16 protein-coding genes and 1 tRNA gene are annotated in these 18,409 nt (G+C 60.3%); 8 read left to right on the top strand and 9 right to left on the bottom strand.

The genetic code is table 11. From position 1 onward, the window contains the following. Complete coding sequence (locus QM996_RS31890) at nucleotides 1-1,281, top strand: TRAP transporter large permease (protein ID WP_334142144.1); 1,281 nt, start codon at nucleotides 1-3, stop codon at nucleotides 1,279-1,281. 2 nt (nucleotides 1,282-1,283) lie between these two features. Then, complete coding sequence (locus QM996_RS31895; protein WP_334142147.1) at nucleotides 1,284-1,835, top strand: gluconokinase; 552 nt, start codon at nucleotides 1,284-1,286, stop codon at nucleotides 1,833-1,835. A 3-nt stretch (nucleotides 1,836-1,838) separates the two neighbouring features. On the opposite strand, the gene QM996_RS31900 is transcribed toward QM996_RS31895, so the two are convergent. From QM996_RS31900 to QM996_RS31915, 4 genes are all read right to left on the bottom strand, one after another. Further along, complete coding sequence (locus QM996_RS31900) at nucleotides 1,839-2,729, bottom strand: LysR substrate-binding domain-containing protein (protein ID WP_334142149.1); 891 nt, start codon at nucleotides 2,727-2,729, stop codon at nucleotides 1,839-1,841. Nucleotides 2,730-3,339: 610 nt separating this feature from the next. Then, nucleotides 3,340-4,479 (bottom strand): mandelate racemase/muconate lactonizing enzyme family protein, encoded by a 1,140-nt coding sequence (locus QM996_RS31905; RefSeq protein WP_334142150.1) that lies wholly within the window; start codon nucleotides 4,477-4,479, stop codon nucleotides 3,340-3,342. Between the two features lie 11 nt (nucleotides 4,480-4,490). Beyond that, on the bottom strand, nucleotides 4,491-5,399 hold the full coding sequence (locus QM996_RS31910) for a dihydrodipicolinate synthase family protein (protein WP_334142270.1): 909 nt from the start codon (nucleotides 5,397-5,399) through the stop codon (nucleotides 4,491-4,493). Nucleotides 5,400-5,412: 13 nt separating this feature from the next. After that, entirely contained in the window at nucleotides 5,413-6,123 is a 711-nt protein-coding gene (locus tag QM996_RS31915; RefSeq protein WP_060520115.1) for a GntR family transcriptional regulator, read from the bottom strand. 74 nt (nucleotides 6,124-6,197) lie between these two features. Here QM996_RS31915 and QM996_RS31920 point away from each other — a divergent pair, with 74 nt between their 5' ends. The 5 genes from QM996_RS31920 (at nucleotide 6,198) to QM996_RS31940 (ending at nucleotide 11,462) form a co-directional block, all read left to right on the top strand. Then, nucleotides 6,198-7,847: an ABC transporter substrate-binding protein gene (locus tag QM996_RS31920; RefSeq protein ID WP_500270561.1), complete on the top strand. Its 1,650-nt coding sequence runs from the start codon at nucleotides 6,198-6,200 to the stop codon at nucleotides 7,845-7,847. 24 nt (nucleotides 7,848-7,871) lie between these two features. Next, on the top strand, nucleotides 7,872-8,933 hold the full coding sequence (locus QM996_RS31925) for an ABC transporter permease (RefSeq protein WP_500270562.1): 1,062 nt from the start codon (nucleotides 7,872-7,874) through the stop codon (nucleotides 8,931-8,933). A 64-nt stretch (nucleotides 8,934-8,997) separates the two neighbouring features. Next, nucleotides 8,998-9,849, top strand: coding sequence for an ABC transporter permease (locus tag QM996_RS31930; protein ID WP_334142274.1), 852 nt, complete (start codon nucleotides 8,998-9,000; stop codon nucleotides 9,847-9,849). Next, complete coding sequence (locus tag QM996_RS31935) at nucleotides 9,842-10,690, top strand: ABC transporter ATP-binding protein (RefSeq protein ID WP_334142156.1); 849 nt, start codon at nucleotides 9,842-9,844, stop codon at nucleotides 10,688-10,690. Before QM996_RS31930 ends, QM996_RS31935 begins: the two co-directional genes overlap by 8 nt. Nucleotide 10,691: 1 nt before the next feature. Beyond that, nucleotides 10,692-11,462, top strand: a complete 771-nt coding sequence (locus QM996_RS31940; protein WP_334142158.1) for an ABC transporter ATP-binding protein — start codon at nucleotides 10,692-10,694, stop codon at nucleotides 11,460-11,462. Between the two features lie 444 nt (nucleotides 11,463-11,906). Here QM996_RS31940 and QM996_RS31945 read toward each other — a convergent pair. Next, a tRNA-Ile gene (locus QM996_RS31945) sits at nucleotides 11,907-11,982 on the bottom strand. Between the two features lie 927 nt (nucleotides 11,983-12,909). On the opposite strand from QM996_RS31945, the gene QM996_RS31950 reads away from it, so the two are divergent. Further along, the gene (locus QM996_RS31950) at nucleotides 12,910-13,800 is read left to right on the top strand and encodes a winged helix-turn-helix transcriptional regulator (RefSeq protein ID WP_334142160.1); all 891 of its coding nucleotides are present in this window, start codon (nucleotides 12,910-12,912) and stop codon (nucleotides 13,798-13,800) included. Here the strand turns inward: QM996_RS31950 and QM996_RS31955 are convergent. From QM996_RS31955 to QM996_RS31970, 4 genes are read right to left on the bottom strand one after another with little or no spacing between them, the layout of a single operon-like run. Further along, entirely contained in the window at nucleotides 13,790-16,183 is a 2,394-nt protein-coding gene (locus tag QM996_RS31955; protein ID WP_334142162.1) for a xanthine dehydrogenase family protein molybdopterin-binding subunit, read from the bottom strand. The two genes, QM996_RS31950 and QM996_RS31955, sit on opposite strands and share 11 nt — an antisense overlap. Continuing rightward, a complete protein-coding gene (locus QM996_RS31960; protein ID WP_334142164.1) occupies nucleotides 16,180-16,941 on the bottom strand; it encodes an N-acyl homoserine lactonase family protein in 762 nt (253 codons plus the stop codon). The genes QM996_RS31955 and QM996_RS31960 overlap by 4 nt, the downstream gene beginning before the upstream one ends. Then, a complete protein-coding gene (locus QM996_RS31965; RefSeq protein WP_334142166.1) occupies nucleotides 16,938-17,423 on the bottom strand; it encodes a (2Fe-2S)-binding protein in 486 nt (161 codons plus the stop codon). Before QM996_RS31965 ends, QM996_RS31960 begins: the two co-directional genes overlap by 4 nt. Next, nucleotides 17,416-18,303 carry an FAD binding domain-containing protein gene (locus QM996_RS31970; protein WP_334142168.1) on the bottom strand — a complete coding sequence of 296 codons (888 nt, stop codon included), beginning with the start codon at nucleotides 18,301-18,303 and terminating at the stop codon, nucleotides 17,416-17,418. The genes QM996_RS31965 and QM996_RS31970 overlap by 8 nt, the downstream gene beginning before the upstream one ends. Nucleotides 18,304-18,409: the final 106 nt, after the last annotated feature.

Raw genomic sequence — 18,409 nt, forward strand, 5'->3', positions numbered from 1 at the left:
ATGTCGCTCTTTCTTCTTATCTCCTTCTTTGCGTTGAGCATGCTCGGAATTCCGCTCGCTGTCGCATTGGCGCTTGCCGGCGTTGCGACGCTCTGGCTCTACACGTCCATGCCTATGGATTTGCTGTCTCAGACGATGTTCTCGTCGATGAACTCGTTCCTACTTGTGGCGGTGCCTCTATTCATTCTGGTTGGCGCCGTGATGGAGCGCGGCCGGGTCGCCGAGCGCATCTTCGACTTTGCCGAGGCTATCGTCGGCTGGCTTCCTGGTGGGCTTGGCCATGTCAATGTGATTTCGTCCGTCATCTTTTCGGGCGTCTCCGGCTCATCGGTTGCTGATATCGCCTCGGTCGGAGCGATCGAGATCAAGGCAATGGAGCGCCACGGTTTCCCGAAGGGCTACGCGGTCGGCATGACCCTCTGTACCGCAACGTTGTCCTCGATCATTCCGCCGTCGATCCTCGTGGTCATCGCCGGCTCTATCGCCAACGTGTCCATCGGAACCCTGCTGGTGGCCGGCCTGGTGCCAGGTCTCTTCATCGCCTTCGCTTTCCTCGTCTTCAACCACTTCTACTCGGTCCACTACGGTTACAATCCGCCAACGCCGTTCAACATCCGCCTCGTGGTAGTGACCGGTCTGCGCGCCATCCTGCCGATGCTGACGCCGCTCATCCTCATCATCGGCATCGCCAGCGGCTTGTTCACGCCGACCGAGGCAGCCGCCATCGCCGTCGTTTACGTCGCGGTCCTTGGGATCCTAGTCTACCGGACCTTGCCTCTCAGCGAGATCCCGGAGATCTTAATCTCGACGGCGCGCATTTCCGGCACCATCCTGTTCATTGCCGCTACCTCGCAGCTCGCCGCGTGGATATTCACCTTTGACGGCCTGCCCGAGAAAGTAGCCGACCTGATGGAGGCTATGAGCCTCGGCCCGATGACCGGCATGCTGGTGATCTTCGTGTTCCTCTTGATCATCGGCATCTTCATGGAAGCGATCCCGGCGATGTTCATCCTCATCCCCGTGCTGATGCCGCCGGTGCAGGCGCTCGGTATCGATCCGATCCATTTCCTGATCGTCACCGTGATGACCCTAACGCTGGGTCTGGTGACCCCACCCGTCGGCGTCTGTCTTTTCGCGGCGGCGCAGGTCGCCAACATGCGGGTCGAGGATGTCATCCGGGGCTCGCTAGCACCAATGGCGGTCTTGACACTCGCCATCTTCGCGCTGGTGCTTTTCCCGATCCTCACACTCGGGCCCATCCGCTTGCTGGGAATGTATTGATAATGGTCGGTGCAGCAGAAAGCCTGCGCGCAGAAAGGCCTCAGGCAGCTCATATCCTCGTCATGGGCGTTGCTGGCACGGGAAAGAGTGTGATTGCAAGCAGGCTCGCCGCCGCGCGCGGCGGTATCTTCATCGAAGCGGACGACCATCACAGCCGCGAGAATGTCGAGCGCATGCGTCGGGGGATTGGCCTCACAGATAGCGATCGCTGGCCATGGCTGGCGGCCGTTGCGGAAGCTGCGCTCGGTGCGAAAGGTCAGCCGGTGATCATTGCCTGTTCCGCCCTCAAGCGCAGCTATCGCGATTACCTCCGCGAGAGGATCGGGACGTTCCCGATCCTCTATCTCACGGGCACTCCAGTGCTGATCGGCGAACGTCTCGCCCATCGCCAGAGCCACTTTGCCAGCGGCTCTCTTCTGGAAAGCCAATTGCAAACCTTGGAGCCGCCGGCAGAAGACGAGGATGTTGTGCATCTCGATATCCGCTTGCCGCCAGATGACATTCTTGCGGACGCGCTTGCCCGCCTCGTTGGTCGATGCATGGCACGCGGCTGATCCTCAGCCCTTTGCGGCCCAGCTGTCCCGTTCGTCGCGCAGCCAGTCGAGGAAGGTCCGGACCTTCTTTCGTCGCAGGTGGTCGAATGGGCAGACGATCCATTGGGTCACCAGTCGCAGCGCCGGGTAGGTCGCGACGGGGCAGACGAGGCGACCGGAGGCGAGCTCCTCCTCCATCATCAGCGTGCTTTCGAGTGCAATCCCCATTCCACGGGCCGCGGCGTCGATCGCCATGTGACTGCGGTCGAACAGCACGCGCTGCCAGCGAACGGCAGGCGTAACACCTGCCAGCGGAAACCATGTCGTCCATTGCGCCTGGGACTTGGCGGAATGGATGAGGCGGAACGATGGGAGGTCTTCCGGGGTGAGGCTGCCTGCGGCGGCGTACCGCGGCGAGCAGACTGGTAGGAACTCCTCTTCCACCACCCCTTCGACGAAGAGGCCTGGCCATCGTCCGTCGCCATGCCGAAGCTCGATATCGACGATCTCCTGGCTGAAATCGGTCGGCTCATTGGTGCCGTCAAGGCGGACTTCCAGGTCTGGCTGCTGGTCGAGAAAGGAGGCGAGCCTTGGAAGCAGCCATTTGTTGGAAATCGTTGGCGTCGCGCGAATGGTAAGGCTGGTGACGGAGCGAAAACCCTTAATGGTCGCGGTAGCCTCGGCAATGTGCTCGACCTGGTCGGCGATCATCGAGAAATAGCGCTCGCCGGCTTCTGTCAGCACGATTCCGCGGCCGGCTTTCGCGAGCAAGGCGACGCCGAGTTGGAGTTCGAGTGCCTGGATCTGCTGACTGACAGCTGACGGCGTGACACTGAGTTCCTTGGCGGCACGCGAAATGCTGCCGGCGCGGGCGGTGGTGTGGAACACGAAGATCGGTTTGATGGGGATGTGCATTAGGGTCTGTCCGCAGAAGGCTCCCATTCTTAAACCACCTGTCGTCCGTCCCGCCAAGTGCCGAGCAGGCGGCAACGCAGCAATGCATAATCTGCACAGGAATGCTGAGGCGCCAAGCTGTAAAGTCGCGCTAGGAAAACGAGGACATGACGATGCGTTTGAGCAGCACCCGTAATTCGCAGAGCATCACCCGCCGTCTCTGGGAAGTATTCATCACTTCCCGCACCTATCGGGCGCGTCAGCTTCTCATGAATCGCAGCAAATAATTTCCTGCCTTCGTTCGCGCGTCGTAAGCGGCCCTGGAGGCAACCTGCTTTTCCGCCAAGTTTGCGATGAAGTTCTCTTTTGTGCTTCGAAAGTCGCATAATATATCGGCGGGAGCTGGAACTGGTTGCGAGCTTCTGAGCGCGCTGGGCCTGAGAGTTCAACCCGCTGCTGCTTCGCACATTAGCTCGTACGGGTCCGCGCCGAGAGCAGGATATGGACATTAAGTGAATGTACCTTCGCCTCGAAACCGCACCTGCCGGGTCGGCTCCGAAGAGGGCGGACGTGCCGCCCTCTGCCCCTTTGACGCGTCCACGTTTGTGGTGGATGGGTACATTGACGTTTATCAGGGATATGCGGTCGCCCCGTCGGGTTTTCGGGTGACCTTCCGCTCCCAGTGAATGTAGTCGTCTTTCTGCAGCGCCTTCTCATCGATCTCTAGACCCCAGCCCGGCCTGTCAGGTCGCAATTCCATATGCCCGTCCACTGGCATATAGGGATCTGCCGCCCAGGGGGCGTGAGCATGCGGCTTGAACTCCAGTACCTTGAAGTTCGGCTGAGCTGCACAGAAGTGGACGTTGACCGCAGTTGCAAGCGGCCCCATCGGGTTGTGCGGCGCCACCGTCACATAGTGGGCCTCGGCGATGGCTGCTATCCGTCGCATCTCGGTGACACCGCCGACCACGCAGATATCGGGTTGGATAATGTCGGCGCCGCGCGCAGACAGGAGCGAAAGGAATTCGAACCGCGAATAGAGCGATTCGCCTGTTGCCAGCGGCACTGTCACCTTCGACTTCAGCTCGGCCCAGGCAGGAATATGCTCAGGTCGGATCGGCTCCTCGTAGAAGAGGGGATCATTCGGCGCAATGGCGGCAGCAAGCTGCACGGCCTGGTAAGGTTCGAAAATCTTTGCATGCGCATCGAAGGCGTATTCGAAGTGCGAAGGAGTGATTTCGCGGATCTTGCCGAACCAGTCGCCGGTTTCCTTGACGAGTTCGCCCCAGCGTCCGGCATGGAGATCACGTCGATAGGGGCTGAGCTTGAACGCAGTATAGCCGTACTTTTCGTTGAGCTCGAGAGATTGCTCCCGTGCGGCTTCCGGATCGGGTGCCGTGTAGACACCGCAATAGACCTTCACGCGATCACGCACATTGCCACCGAGCAGCATGTAAACTGGCAACCCGGCGGCCTTTCCGGCGATGTCCCAGAGTGCGTGATCAGTCGCCGAGATCGCGGCAAGGCCAAGGGCTCCGGGCGGGAAGCGGCATTGCTGGTTGAGCTTGAGCGCGAGGAATTCGACGCGGCGCGGATCTTCGCCTTCGATCTGATGGAAGAGATAGTCGAAGAGTGGGGGCAGCGCCCAGTCCGGGCCGTGGTTGTAGCACTCGCCCCAACCGGAAATGCCCTCGTTGGTCTCGATCTTCAAAAGCAGGCGCGGGCGGTCGTCTACACGCTGCATGTAGGTCTTGAAGCCTGTGATATGCATGACACTCTTCCTTAGGCCGCACGGCCTTTTTCGGCGACATTGTCGACGATCGCGCGCAGATCAACTCGCTCTGCTTCGGTCAGTCTTTCGACGCCGGGCACCCGCACGGGGCCGACATCGGTTCCGAGCATTCCAAGCGCTTCCTTGACGACGGTAACGTTGGCTCCGTTCAGATACTTGGTGCGAAGTGCCTCGAAGCCGGCAATGTCATTGATGAGTGCGCGGGCTGCGGCGTAGTCGCCATTTTCCAACGCCTTGTGAATAGCATGCGAGCGCTCCGGGAAGACGTTGACGAGACCAGAGGTGAAGCCGCGGGCTCCCATCGCGTAGAAGGCGGGCGCCCAGCCTTCTGCGAGACCGCAGACCCATATCGCCGGCGCATCTTTCGTCGCGCGAATCACCTCAGCAAGAAGCATCAAATTTCCGGAGGCGAACTTGATGCCGGCGATGTTAGGATGCAGTGCAAGCTTGCGGAAATCGGCAACCGAAAAAGTGTCGCTCCGCACATAAGCGATGACCGGAACTGTAGTGGCTTCTGCGAGCTCAAGGAAATATTTGGCTTGGAAGCTTGGGCCAGCGAAAGGGTCCATCGGGTGGTGTCCCATGATGGCGTCGGCACCTTCGGCGATTGCGTCGCGGGCCAGGGCCTTCGCTTCTGTGAGCGAACGGCCGACGGCGGCGCTGACAAGCGACTTGCCCGCGGCAGCCTTGATGGTTGTGGCATGGACCGCGCGCACTTCGTCCATGGTCAGGGTAAAGAACTCGCCGGTATTGCCAGCCGCCATCAGATTGTGAACGCGCGCATTGGCGAGGCGGGCGATGAGATCCGAAAGCTTTGCGGTATCAACGCTCCCATCGCTCTTGTAGGGGGTCACGGGCACGCCAGATATACCCGTAAGGGATTTGCGGATCTTCTCCATTGCCTCGGTCACGTCAAATATCCTCTTTCTTCTTGAACACGATGTTGAGGTAAGTTTCACCGGAACGCACGACATGGTCGCGCATCACGCGTTCCGCTTTGTCGCTGTCGTTCGATATGATGGCGGCTGCAATCGCGGTGTGCTCGGCCAGCGCCTTGCCCCGTTCGAGCGGATCGGAATGGATAACGCGGCGAATGCTGCCATCGTAGAACTGCTGTCGCTCGATCATGCGCGAGAGATACTGGCATCGCGAGGCAATGTGGATTTGCTCGTGGAAAGTCTCATTCAGCGAAATCAGATCGTCGGCGATGCCGTGTTCGGTGGCGTTAGCCATCATCGTGACGATCTCCTCGAGTTTCTGGATTTCGTCCTTCTCGATCCGCTTGGCAGCCAGATGCGCGATCATCGATTCCAGCGCGGCGCGTGCCAGGATCATTTCTTCCGCCCAGCTCGCATTGAAACGGATCAGCACGCCACGGCGCGGCAAGGTCTCCACTAGTCCTTCCGTTTCAAGCTGACGCAACGCTTCCTTGATGGGTGTGGTGCTGACGCCGAGCTGCTCGGCGAGCTGGCGCTCGTTCACCCGCTCGTCAGGCGCAAACCGGCCTGAAAGGATCGCCGTTCTCAACGTCCGGTGCACATGATCGCGAAGCGTCGTCAGAAACCGCGGGTCGATCTTTTCGATGCGGTCTTCGCCAGGCGCTTTCGATGCCTCGTTTTGCATGTCTCGAAAATCCCCCGTTGACCACAAAATCAATTTGTGAGATCTGATATACCAGATTTCAGATCGGTGTCGATATGAAAAATCGCGCTTGGGGAGAGGCCCAGTGCACAAGGGAGGAGAATACGACTATGAAAAGACGCAGTTTTTTGATGGCGTCGGCTATAATGGCCTCGACTCTTGCCGTCCCGGTCGCCGTCCAGGCGGCAACGCCCGATGACCAGTTGGTTATCGCGACCAACATGTCCTCGATGCGTGGGTTGGATCCCAACGAGCTCAACCAGCTTGAAGCGGCCGAAATCGTCGCCAATCTCTATGAGCGGTTGATCGTTCTGTCCGCTGACGACATCACCAAGCCGCAGCCAGGGATAGCCGAGAACTGGACGGTGTCGGACGATGGCAAGACGTTCACCTTCAAGATTCGTTCTGGCGTCACCTTCCATTCTGGAAATCCGCTGACGGTAAGAGATGTCGAGTGGTCGTTGCGCCGGTTGGTTAAGCTCGGTCTTGCGCCTTCGGTCGATCTTCGCCAGTGGGGCATCAACGACAAAAATGTCGACCAACTGATCAAGGCAACGGATGAGTCAACCGTTGTGCTGCAGACACCCGAAGTCTGGAACCCGAACCTTATCCTGTTCTCGCTTGCGAGTTTTTCGACTTCTATCCTCGACAGCAAGCTTCTCGCCGAAAACGAGAAGAACGGGGACATGGGGCGTGAATTCCTGCAGACGAACGATGCGGGCTCGGGCCCTTATTCGCTCAAGACCTGGCGCGTTAACGACCTCTTGATTTCTGATGCCTTCAAGGACTACTGGCAAGGCGCGCCGAAGATGCGCCGCGTCATCCTCCGTCACATGCCGGAATCCTCCGGTCAGCGACTGCAGCTTGAAGCCGGCGATGTTGACGTCGCAACCCGTCTCTCGTCCACTGACCTTGCTGCGATTGAAGCGGGCGGCAAGGCAGAGATCCAGAAGACGCCGGGCTTCGGATTCTACTACCTGGCGCTTAATCAGAAAGACGAGATTCTTTCCAATCCGAAGGTCCGCGAAGCCTTCCGCTATCTGATCGACTATGACGGTCTCGCCAACACCGTGATGAAATATTACGGCATCAAGCAGCAGACGATCGTTCCGGGCGGCCTGCCGGGTGCTTTGAACGATAACCCTTACAAGCTGGACATCGAGAAGGCCAAGCAGTTGCTTGCCGAAGCTGGTTATCCTAACGGCTTCTCGAAGGTTTATTACGCCACGCCAGTCACCCCGGAATATGAAGTCGCGCAGTCGTTGCAAGCCAACGCGGCCAAAGCTGGCATCAAACTCGACCTTCAGGGTGGCGATCACATCGGTAAGTTCCGCAACCGCGAGTTCGAGATCTTCTCGGCGCGAACAGGCGAACGCCTGCCAGATCCCCATGCTGTGCTGGCATCCTACGCAACCAATCCAAACAATGCCGACGATGCCAAGCTGGCTGGCCTTATCGCGTGGCGCTCCGCCTGGGAAGTGCCGAAAAGCATCCAGGACATGGTGACAGCCGCCGCGCACGAGACTGACCAGCAAAAGCGGGCCGAACTCTATGCAAAGATCAACAAGGCGTATCTCGAAGCGTCTCCAGCGCTCGTGACTTCCTTTCAGCGCACGGACGCAAAAGCCGTGCGCAAGGAAGTCATCGGCTACGTGGGCCACTCAACCTGGCTGACGCGTTGGGACACAGTCTCGAAGGGCGACTAAGCCCTTCTGTCGAGGAGAATAATCGTGAGTATCTCACAGACATCGGCAATCGCCCCGGAACGCGCCAAAGCGGCGCTCGGTGCACTGCGCAAGGTGGCGGCATCCTTTGCCGTCATCCTGACGACGTTGCTCGGCCTGCTCGTTATCACCTTCGTTGTTGGCCGCATGGTGCCGGCCGACCCGGTCATTGCGGTGACCGGCGATCAGGCCGATCACGAGACCTACGAACGCGTCTACAAGGAGATGGGGCTGGACCAGCCACGCTATGTGCAGTTTGCAACTTATCTCGGCAATGTCGCGCATCTTGATTTCGGCCAATCGCATGTGACCAAGAATGCGGTTTCGAGCGATCTCGCTCGCGTCTTTCCGGCAACGTTGGAACTAGCCACTCTGGCAACGATCATTGGTGCCGGTTTTGGCATTCCTCTCGGCATCATATCCGCGGTGCGAAAAGGCACATGGGTTGATCATCTCGCGCGAATTGTCGGTCTGCTTGGCCATTCAACGCCCATCTTCTGGCTGGGTACGATCGTCATCCTCGTATTTTATGCGAAGTTCGGGCTCATTCCCGGCAGCGGCCGCCTGGACATTTACAATGAAGGGCTGGTCGAAGGGCCGACACATTCCATCCTCATCGATGCGGTCCTTGCCGGCGAATGGGGAGTTTTCTGGGATGCTTTGCTGCATGTCGCGGCCCCGGCGCTGATTCTCGGCTATGCGGCGATGGCCTATCTCAGCCGCATGAGCCGGAGCTTCATGCTGGAGCAGTTGCGGCAGGAATATGTGCTAACCGCCAAGGCCAAGGGCCTCGGCCAGCGCGCAATCGTGTGGCGCCATGCCTTCCGCAACATCCGGGTGCAGCTGCTGACCATTGTTGCGCTTGCCTACTGCGGACTGCTCGATGGTACCGTGTTGATCGAGACGGTTTTCGCCTGGCCGGGCCTTGGGCAGTATCTCACCTCGGCGCTGTTCTTCGCCGACATGAATGCCGTGCTCGGCAGTGTGCTGCTCATCGGCATCATCTCGATTGCCATCAATCTTCTGTCGGATCTGACCTATCGATTCCTTGATCCGCGTACCCGGTGACATCATGGCGACACGTTATTTCAATGAGCTGCATAATTGGTTGATCAATGAGGAGTTCTCCTCGATGCGTCAGGCACGCCTTCACAAGGCTTATGTGCTGTGGCTGAACCTGATCGCCAATCCGCTGGCTTTGGCAGGCTTCTTGGTGGTGCTGGCGCTGGTAGTGATCGCGATCTTCGCGCCGCTTCTCGCCAACCATGATCCGATCTTGCAGGATCTCACCCTGGCGTTGAAGCCGCCCTCAACGATGAACTGGTTCGGGACGGACGAGTTCGGCCGCGACGTCTATTCGCGTCTCATCTACGGGGCCCGCACAACGCTTTACATCAGCGTGTTGGTGACCATCATCGTCGCGCCGATCGGCTTCGCCATCGGCGCGGCAGCGGGCTATCTCGGTGGCTGGGTCGATGTTGTGCTGATGCGTATTACCGATATCTTCTTGTCATTTCCAAGTCTCGTGCTGGCGCTTGCTTTCTCAGCGGCTCTGGGGCCGGGGATCGAAAATGCGGTGATCGCCATTGCGCTTACGGTTTGGCCGCCGATCGCGCGTCTGGCGCGCGCCGAAACGCTGACTTTCCGTGGTGCCGACTTCGTGGTCGCCGCCGAGTTGCAGGGGGCAGGGATGGGACGCATTCTCTTTCGCCACATCGTGCCGCTGTGCGCGCCTTCAATCATCATTCGCCTGACGCTTAATATGTCGAGCGTCATTCTGACGGCGGCTGGCCTCGGCTTCCTCGGTCTCGGAGCGCAGCCACCGATGCCCGAATGGGGCGCCATGGCAGCGTCCGGCCGGCAATATCTGCTCGATGCCTGGTGGCTGACGACTGTTCCCGGCATCGCTATTCTTCTGGTCAGTCTCGCCTTCAACCTGCTCGGGGACGGACTGCGCGACATCATGGATCCCCGCAATGCCTGAACAGTCAAAACCGATCCTTTCGGTCAAGAACATGTCGGTGCAATTTCCGACGCTGTCCGGCGTAGTGAACGCTGTCAAGAACGTCAGCTTCGATGTCGGCCGTGAAAAAGTGGGCATTATCGGTGAATCCGGCTCCGGCAAGAGCACGACGGGGCGCGCGATCATGCGCCTGCAGCCAGCAACGGCCCATGTCATTGCTGATGAGATGCAGTTTGAGGACATCGACCTCCTGACCGCGAGCGAGGCCGAGATGCGGGCAATCCGCGGCAGCCGGATTTCGATGATCCTGCAGGATCCGAAATATTCGCTGAACCCAGTCATGACCGTCGGCGAGCAGATCGCCGAAACCGTCATTCTGCACGAGCGGCTCGGAAGAAAGGCGGCGCGCGAGCGCACGCTTGCCATGCTGGAGCGGGTGAACATCCGTGAACCGCAGCGCGTCTTCAATCTCTACCCGCATGAGGTCTCCGGCGGAATGGGTCAACGCATCATGATCTCGATGATGCTGATCTCTTCGCCCGCCCTCATCATAGCCGATGAGCCGACCTCGGCGCTCGACGTGACGGTACGCCAGCAGGTGCTGTCAATCCTGGACGATTTGATTAGCGAGCGAAACATCGGGCTGATCTTCATTTCGCATGATCTTAACTTGGTGAAGAGCTTCTGCGACCGTGTCGTCATCATGTATGCGGGCAGGATCGTCGAAACTATTGAGGCTTCGAACCTCGACCAGGCGACGCATCCCTACACCCGTGGACTTCTGGCGGCGTTGCCAAGTCTCGATTATCCGCGAGATAGGTTGGAAATCTTGAAACGACAGGCAAGCTGGGCGGAGGCGTGACATGTCCATTATATCGGTCAAGGACCTTGTGGTGTCCTTCGGCAGCGGCGGCGTTTCAAAGCAAGTGGTCAAACATGCCGCTTTCGATGTTGAGCCTGGCGAAACCTTTGGCCTGGTCGGAGAAAGCGGCTGTGGCAAGTCGACAGTTCTCGGCGCGCTCGCTGGTCGCATCAAGGATTGGAGGGGTTCCGTTTCGATAGACGGCGAGGAAGTGGGCCCGAAACGGTCCCGCTCGCAACTTGCCAAGCAGCAGATGGTGTTTCAGGATCCATTCGGCTCCCTGCATCCGCGCCATACGATCGGTCGTACGCTGCTGGAACCTCTTGAAATCCACGGTCTCGAGAATCGGCAGGAGCGTGTCGAGCAGGTTCTGCGCGACGTCGGTTTGCCCCCCGGGTTTAGGCATCGCTTTCCGCACCAACTATCCGGTGGTCAGCGACAGCGCGTAGCCATTGCACGAGCACTGATCCTAAAACCGCGCATCCTGCTGCTGGATGAGCCAACCTCGGCGCTCGATGTCTCGATCCAGGCTGAGATCCTCAACCTGCTGAAAGACTTACGGGAGCGTGAGAGGTTGACCTATATCCTCGTCAGTCACGACATGGCGGTGATAGCACATCTGTGTGGTCGCGTTGCGGTGATGTTGGACGGCCAGTTTGTCGAGGTGGCGAGCCGCGAGCAGCTTCTGCACGGCAATGTTCAGCATCCCTACACGCGGACATTGCTAGACGGCAGCAGGGGATATGTTTCGCCACGCAAGTTGGCGTCCTAAATGCTCCAGGGCGATTGGCTATTGGAGGCTCGCTTCTTTGGCGGAGCGTTTGCGCGCAGGCATCAAATGTCCTGTACTTGCGGCCCGAAGCAGCCGGCGGTTTGAGGGCGTGAGCGCAACAGGGGAAACATGCACTTCGGAAAGTTGCTGAAGCGGTTGACGCACCGCAGTCTGGCCGGCCCTCTGATGCGCGCCGAGGCGGTCGCCGGTCTAGTCCCTCTAAAACTTTCGCCACACTGCTCGAATTCGAAGCCGCAAGAACGAGCCTTGGTGGCGTCGGGCGTCAGTGAGGTTAGGAGGCCGCTACGCGGTGATATCTGTATGATGACAGGCCGTAAGCAGCCCCGGCGATGAAGTCCTTGCGATCAGCTTCGGCTCGCGTTCTGCGCAGATCGACGTTCCCAAGGACTGAACCGTCAGGGGCTTGCGTTTCTCGTGATTGCATGGTGGGCCCGGCAGGACACGAACCTGCAACCAATCGGTTATGAGCCGACGGCTCTAACCATTGAGCTACAGGCCCCACCAGAAATGTCTCTAAGGACAGCAGACCGATTGATCAAGCTCGTGTCGAGGGAGCAGGTTCGAGCCAACGAACGAAAAAACGCGCTTGTCTACTTCAACGCGATTGGTCAGTAGTGGTCAATCGCGTCGCGCAAAATTTCTAGTTGCGCACCTGGAGTTGCGCACCATGCGTCCCTCTCGGTATCCAGGGTAAATCGCCCATCATCGGGCGCGCTGAGGGGCATATGACGAGATACAGTCCGTTTCCTCCGAACTCCGAGGCGACGCCTAAGGCCGCCGCCGTATGGTTCGACCGTTGCCTGAGGGTTGATGGCTTTTCACCGAAGAGCCACTTTGGACAAGCGAGACACTGTCCGAAGCCGATAGCTGTTTCAACGGTCGTCCGGATGGCAGTAAGGACAGCTTTCATGTCAAACTCGAGCGTCAGTTTCACGATGCTTCACCATCCACCTGCAAGCTCCTGGCGGAGATGCTTTGGATATTGAACCTTTTTCCCACAAACATGGGTCCTGATGCCAAGCGGCGGCCAATCTTGACCGCATGGGGATGGTCGGGAGAGAACCTCTCGGGCGCTCTAGCTGTGAGTTGATGGCTGATGATATATTGCGTGGACTTGGCTCAGCTGGCCCTGGCTTCATGAACCACAAACCGCGCGAGCTGCGGTTCCTGATCAACTCTATGATTGCGTTGAAAGCAGATAGGGCATCAAGTCCACGGCTCACCCGGCGCCCCATTCCTGACACTAAGGGCTTTCACTAATAGACTTTCTGATCTATCTTAAACGTGGAATAAGCGCTTTGTCTGCTAATGACACGTCACCGGTACACCTTTGAATATGTTGAATAAAGACACATTGAACCCTGCGTCCCACGTTGCGACTTCGAAGCCGATACCGCTCCAGCGGCAGTCATCAGTTCGGCGCACGATGGAGATTGTTCTCGATACGTGGAACTTCCTCATTCTTCGCGAAGCGTATTTCGGAGTCCGCCGGTTCGACAAGTTCCAGCAGAGACTGGGCATTCCCCGGCAGACCTTGTCGTCGCGCTTGTCCGCCCTGGTCGCAAACGAGATCATGAGCGTGGGACGGCGGCCCAACGAACCCGGGCAGCAGTATTTCCTGACCGAACGAGGAAAGGATCTCTTTCCGACCATGCTGTCCTTGATGGAATTCGGCGACAAATGGCTGACGGGCGGCAAGGAGCCACCTCTGCAACTGATCCACAAGACCTGCGGCTGCGCCTGCCACCCGGTCACTGTCTGCTGCGAGTGCCTGGAGCCGTTCACGGCGCGAGAGGTTGCGCCCCGCGATGGGCCGGGTGCGGGCTACGCTCCCGTCGATACGCGGCCGACGTCGCGCCGGAGTTCCGATCCCACGCTTCTGGAGCGGGTGCGGCCATGCTCTGTCGCACGGACGCTCGGGATCATCGGCGACAGATGGAGCTTTCTGATCCTGCGGGAAGGCTGGTTTGGTGTCCGCCGCTTCGAGGAGATGCGGGAGAACCTTGGCATCGCCACGAACATCCTTGCCGATCGTCTTGCGCGCCTCGTACAGGCGGAGGTGTTTCGCAAGGTTCCCTATGGTTCAAGCGAACGTTTCGAGTACCGCTTCACCGAAATGGGGCTCGATCTCTACAAGCCGATGCTGGTGATGATGGCCTGGGGAGACCGCTGGCTTGCGGAGGGCAAGCCTCCGATGCGCCTGCGGCACAAGACCTGCGGGCAGGACTTTTCAGCGATCGTCGTTTGCTCCGAATGCAGGAAGCAGATCACGGTGAAGGATACCGACTACATTCTGCGTTATCCGTTCAATCTGTGACGGCAGCGGCCGGATCGCGACGCGCCTGCAGCATCCGGAATATCCGCTCCGGCGTGACGGGAAGCGTTTCCACCGAGACGCTGAGGTGGGAAAGCGCGTCGGATACGGCGTTTGCGATCGTCGCCGGCGCGCCGATCGTGCCGCCTTCGCCCATGCCGCGGAACCCGCCTACATTGTTGGGCAATTCCGCTTCGATATGCACGATGCCGATATCAGGCACATTGGTCGCCACCGGAACGAGGTAGTCCGCAAGGCTTGCCGCGACGGCTTGGCCCTGGTCGTCGTGCACGATCTCCTCCAGAAGAGCCGCGCCGATGCCCTGCGCCACTGCGCCCTGCACCTGGCCATCGACGATCATCGGATTGATGATCTTGCCGCAATCCTCAGCCACCACGTAACGCAGGACCTTGACGCTGTAGGTCTCGGGGTCGACCTCGACCATGGCGAGATGGGTGGATGAACAGGCGGTGCCGAGATAGGGATCATAGGTCTCCGATGCGGCGAGATCCTCGCGCTGATCGCGCGGAATGCGCCCCATCTGCGAATAGACGGCCGATGCGATCTCCTTGAGCGTCATCGTGCGGTTCGAGTTCCGGCTGGTGACGGTGCCGTCATGCATGTCGAGGTCATCGATGCTCTGCTCCATCAGATAGGCGGCCGCGCGCAACACCTTGCCCTTGACGACGCGTGCGGCAAGGGTAGCCGCGCCACCGCCGAGTACGGCCGAGCGGCTGGCATAGGTTCCGCTGGACATCGGCACCAGCGCGCTGTCGCCATGCTTGACCTCGATATCCTCGAGCTTGCAGCCGAGTTCGTCGACGATCACCTGAGCAAGAGTGGTCTCAAGACCCTGTCCGTGCGAGGCGATGCCGAAGGCGGCGGTGATCGCACCCGTCGCATCGATCTCGATTTTCGAGGTTTCCGTGCCGGTGTTGATGGGCATGCCGGGAGCGACGGAGATGCGCGAGCCGATGCCGGTCAGTTCCGCATAGCTTGCAAGGCCGATACCGACCCAGCGTCCATTCCGCCGCGCTTCATCCCTTTCGAGCAGGAGGTTGGGATAATCGACATGCGCGCAGGCGCCGGCCAGGCATTCCTGAAACGCCGACTTGTCCCAGATGATCCCGGAGGCGGTCCGATAGGGGAACTCATCGGCGTTGACGAGGTTCCTGCGGCGAAACGCGACCGGGTCCATGCCCAGCTTGCCCGCCGCCATTTCGATCAAGCGTTCCATCGCGAATGTCGAGGATGGCCGGCCGACGCCGCGATAGGGTCCGGTAGGCGGCTTGGGGGTGAGAACACCTCGGATACGGCCCCGGTAATGCTCCATCCTGTAAGGGCCGGGCAGGAAACTCACCACCTGCACGGTTTCGAGGGCAGCGGTCCAGGGATAGATCGAATAGGCGCCGACATCGCCGATGACGTCGGCCCTGAGCCCGATCAGCATCCCGTCCTCCGTGACGGCGAGCTCGGCTTCTATCAATTCATCGAACGCCTGGCTCGTCGCAGACAGGTCTTCCAGGCGATCGCTGATGAACTTCACCGGGCGCTTGAGCTTGCGAGCAAGGGCGCAGACAAGGATTTCCTCTCCATACAATGACCCCTTCCCGCCAAAACTGCCGCCAACATCCGGCGCGACGACCCGCAGGCGCGTGCCGGGCAAGTCGAGGCATCCAGACAGGACATCCCGGATGACGCCGGGGATGTTCGACGAGGTGTAAAGCGTCAGCGCCTGCTTTCGCCCATCCCATTCGGCAAGGTAGGATCGGTTTTCCATCGCGACGGCCGTCTTTCGCGTCATCCGGAACCGGCCCTTGACGGTCACCGCGGCGCTCTCGAATGCGGCATCGACGTCGCCGCGCTTGAATTCCCGCCGGATGATCGTGTTCGTGCCGGCTTCCTCGTGCAGCAGCGGGGCGTCGTCCTTCACCGCGTCGACCTGCCGGATCGCGAAGGGTAAGGGTTCGTAGTCAATGGTGATATGCTCCAGCGCGTCCTCGGCGGCGTAGCGGCTTTCCGCGACGACGGCGACGACGGGTTCGCCGACATAGCGCACCTTGTTGCGCGCCAGTGGCCAGATGGGCGTGGCGTAATAGTCGGGCATGCGGGAGGTGGGGATCGCCGGCCTGACCTCGTTTTCCAGATCCGTCGCGTCGTAGATGGCGATGACCCCGGGAACGGAGAATGCCTCGCCGACATCGATGTTGAGGATGCGGGCATGCGGCTGATCGGAGCGGCGCAGCGCGACATGCAGCATTCCGGCCGGCGCCATGTCATCGACATATTGGCCCACACCTGCAAGCAGCCGCGGGTCTTCGGTGCGCTTCACCCGTTTGCCGACAAGCTTGGGGCGGAGTTCGACGGAATGGTCGTGCAGGCTCATTCGTAAAACTCCCCGCCCTTGCGCAGGGCCTGCCACTGCGCCTCGTCATGTCCGGAGACGATGGTCGCGCCCTTGTCCCGGAAGGCCTTCAAGCGCGCGAGCGCCGCCGCGGCGAGCTCCATGTTCCAGGTGTTCCGCGGCGCGACGCCTGCATCGATATTGGCCTGAAGGGGCGCGGCGTCGGAGGCGAGAACGAAGGTGCCGCTGTCCCGCAGCGATACATGCGCGACGGTCATGCCGGGCGTATGGCCGGGCATGGGAAGGAGGACGATGTGCCCGTCGCCGAAGACGTCGTGCTCCGCGCCGAAGGTCTGAAAGCCTTGCGGCTGGTCCCATTCCGGTTTCATATAGCCCTGGTTTTCGGCGGCGTTGGTTTTCGCTGCCGCGACTTCCGCCTCATGGCACAGGATCGTCGCGCGGCCAAAATACTGGTTACACCCGCAATGGTCGGGATGCAGGTGCGAGCAGATCACGACGTCGATGTCGCCAGCCTCAAGGCCGAGCGCTGCCAGTTGCCGGACAACCGTCTGCTCCGGATCAAATATCGGCGTCATCACCTTGGCCAACCCGCCCCAGCGGGCTTGCGGATCGGTGGCGGCCTCAGGGTTGCAGCCGGTGTCGAACAGCACGTTGCCTTGGCGGTGCCGTATCAGGGTTGCGTGGACAGGCAGTTCGATCGTCTCCTCCTTCGCCACACCGGGAACGAAGACGGATCGGCGCATGCGCAGCCGGCCGCCGGCAAGAAAATGCATCTTCATGTCAGAGGTCCTCTTTCCCTCGCCAGCTCCCGGACGGCGTTGACGATGTGTTCGTAGCCCGTGCAGCGACAGATATTGCCGGACAGCGCCTCGCGGATCTGCTCGTCGCTTTCGAGGGGGTGGTGGCGCAGCATGTCGGTGATCGCCATGATGAAGCCGGGCGTGCAGAAGCCGCATTGCAGGGCGTGGTGCTGGCGGAACGCTTCCTGTATCCGGCCGAGCTGATCGGCGCTCCCCTGTCCCTCGACCGTCTCGATCTCCACGCCTTCGGCCTGGACGGCGAGCGTCAGACAGGACCTTGCGCTCCGGCCGTCGAGAAGGACGGTGCATGCACCGCAGACACCGTGCTCACAGCCGACATGCGTTCCCGTGAGGCCAAGCTCGTGGCGCAGGAAATCGCTGAGCAGCATGCGCGGTTCGATGGTCGCGGTGTGGGCCACGCCGTTCACGCTGACGCTGAGGGTGATCTTCTTTTCACGCATCTGCGCCGTCCTTTCGAAAGGTTGCCCGCTTCCAGGCATCGCGCAGTGCACGCCGCGCAAGTACGCCGGCAAGGTGTCTGCGATAGTCGGCGGACGCGTGGATATCGGTATTTGGATGGAGGAGCCCCTTCAGGGCCTCCGACACGTCCTGCAACAGCGTCTCCGAGATCGCCTGGCCCTCGACGAGCGTTTCGATGTCCGGCAGGCGCAACGGCGTCTCGCCGACGCCCATCATGCCGAAACGGACGTCGCATGCGACGCCGTCGACGATGCGCAGCGTGGTCGCCACGCAGGCGAGGGCAAAATCGCCGTGCCGCCTGGAGAATTCCTCGAAACCCCAGCCCGTCTCGGGCGGCATCGTGTCAATGTCGATCGAGGTGACGAACTCGTCCGGTTCGAGCGACGTCATCAGCGAGCCGACGAAGAATTCCGAGGCGGCGATCTGCCGTTCTCCCCGGATCGAGAGGGCGGCAATCGTCCCGTCGAGGAGAAGCGTCATCATCGGCATTTCCGCTGCCGGGTCCGCATGACAGACGCTGCCGCAGAAGGTACCGCGATTGCGCACCGTCAAATGCGCCACGTGATGCATGGCGTCGTGCAGGATCGGGATGTGCCGGTGCACGAGCGCATCCGACGCGGTCATGCGGTGCCGCACCGTTGCGCCGATGCGCAGCCGTTCACCGCGCTTTTCGATGCGATCGAGGCCGGCAATGCGGTTGATGTCGATCAGGATCGTGGGCTTCACCAGGCGGAAGTTGATCATCGGCATGAGGCTCTGGCCGCCCGCGATGATCTTACCGTCGCCGCCTGCAGCGGCAAGGGCCTCGGCAGCCTCGGCTGCCGATGTCGCGGCGAGGTATTCGAAGGGTGCCGGTTTCATTGCGCCGCCGTCGATAGGAAGGGCGCTTTCCGGCATCGTACGGCCGCGCGCGCCAGAGTGTTCCGATATATCGCGGAAAGCCTTGTCATCGCGGCTCCTCCCAGCC

It is taken from the genome of Sinorhizobium chiapasense, assembly GCF_045277575.1.
Classification (GTDB): Bacteria; Pseudomonadota; Alphaproteobacteria; order Rhizobiales; family Rhizobiaceae; genus Ensifer; species Ensifer chiapasense_A.

Excerpts from the sequence above, each read along its gene's own strand:
- QM996_RS31920 (WP_500270561.1), top strand. The coding sequence starts at position 6,198 with ATGAAAAATCGCGCTTGGGGAGAGGCCCAGTGCACAAGGGAGGAGAAT.
- QM996_RS31895 (WP_334142147.1), top strand. The coding sequence starts at position 1,284 with ATGGTCGGTGCAGCAGAAAGCCTGCGCGCAGAAAGGCCTCAGGCAGCT.
- QM996_RS31955 (WP_334142162.1), bottom strand. The coding sequence starts at position 16,183 with ATGAGCCTGCACGACCATTCCGTCGAACTCCGCCCCAAGCTTGTCGGC.
- QM996_RS31965 (WP_334142166.1), bottom strand. The coding sequence starts at position 17,423 with ATGCGTGAAAAGAAGATCACCCTCAGCGTCAGCGTGAACGGCGTGGCC.
- QM996_RS31970 (WP_334142168.1), bottom strand. The coding sequence starts at position 18,303 with ATGAAACCGGCACCCTTCGAATACCTCGCCGCGACATCGGCAGCCGAG.
- QM996_RS31900 (WP_334142149.1), bottom strand. The coding sequence starts at position 2,729 with ATGCACATCCCCATCAAACCGATCTTCGTGTTCCACACCACCGCCCGC.
- QM996_RS31950 (WP_334142160.1), top strand. The coding sequence starts at position 12,910 with ATGGAGATTGTTCTCGATACGTGGAACTTCCTCATTCTTCGCGAAGCG.
- QM996_RS31930 (WP_334142274.1), top strand. The coding sequence starts at position 8,998 with ATGCGTCAGGCACGCCTTCACAAGGCTTATGTGCTGTGGCTGAACCTG.
- QM996_RS31960 (WP_334142164.1), bottom strand. The coding sequence starts at position 16,941 with ATGAAGATGCATTTTCTTGCCGGCGGCCGGCTGCGCATGCGCCGATCC.
- QM996_RS31940 (WP_334142158.1), top strand. The coding sequence starts at position 10,692 with ATGTCCATTATATCGGTCAAGGACCTTGTGGTGTCCTTCGGCAGCGGC.
- QM996_RS31935 (WP_334142156.1), top strand. The coding sequence starts at position 9,842 with ATGCCTGAACAGTCAAAACCGATCCTTTCGGTCAAGAACATGTCGGTG.
- QM996_RS31905 (WP_334142150.1), bottom strand. The coding sequence starts at position 4,479 with ATGCATATCACAGGCTTCAAGACCTACATGCAGCGTGTAGACGACCGC.
- QM996_RS31915 (WP_060520115.1), bottom strand. The coding sequence starts at position 6,123 with ATGCAAAACGAGGCATCGAAAGCGCCTGGCGAAGACCGCATCGAAAAG.
- QM996_RS31890 (WP_334142144.1), top strand. The coding sequence starts at position 1 with ATGTCGCTCTTTCTTCTTATCTCCTTCTTTGCGTTGAGCATGCTCGGA.
- QM996_RS31910 (WP_334142270.1), bottom strand. The coding sequence starts at position 5,399 with ATGGAGAAGATCCGCAAATCCCTTACGGGTATATCTGGCGTGCCCGTG.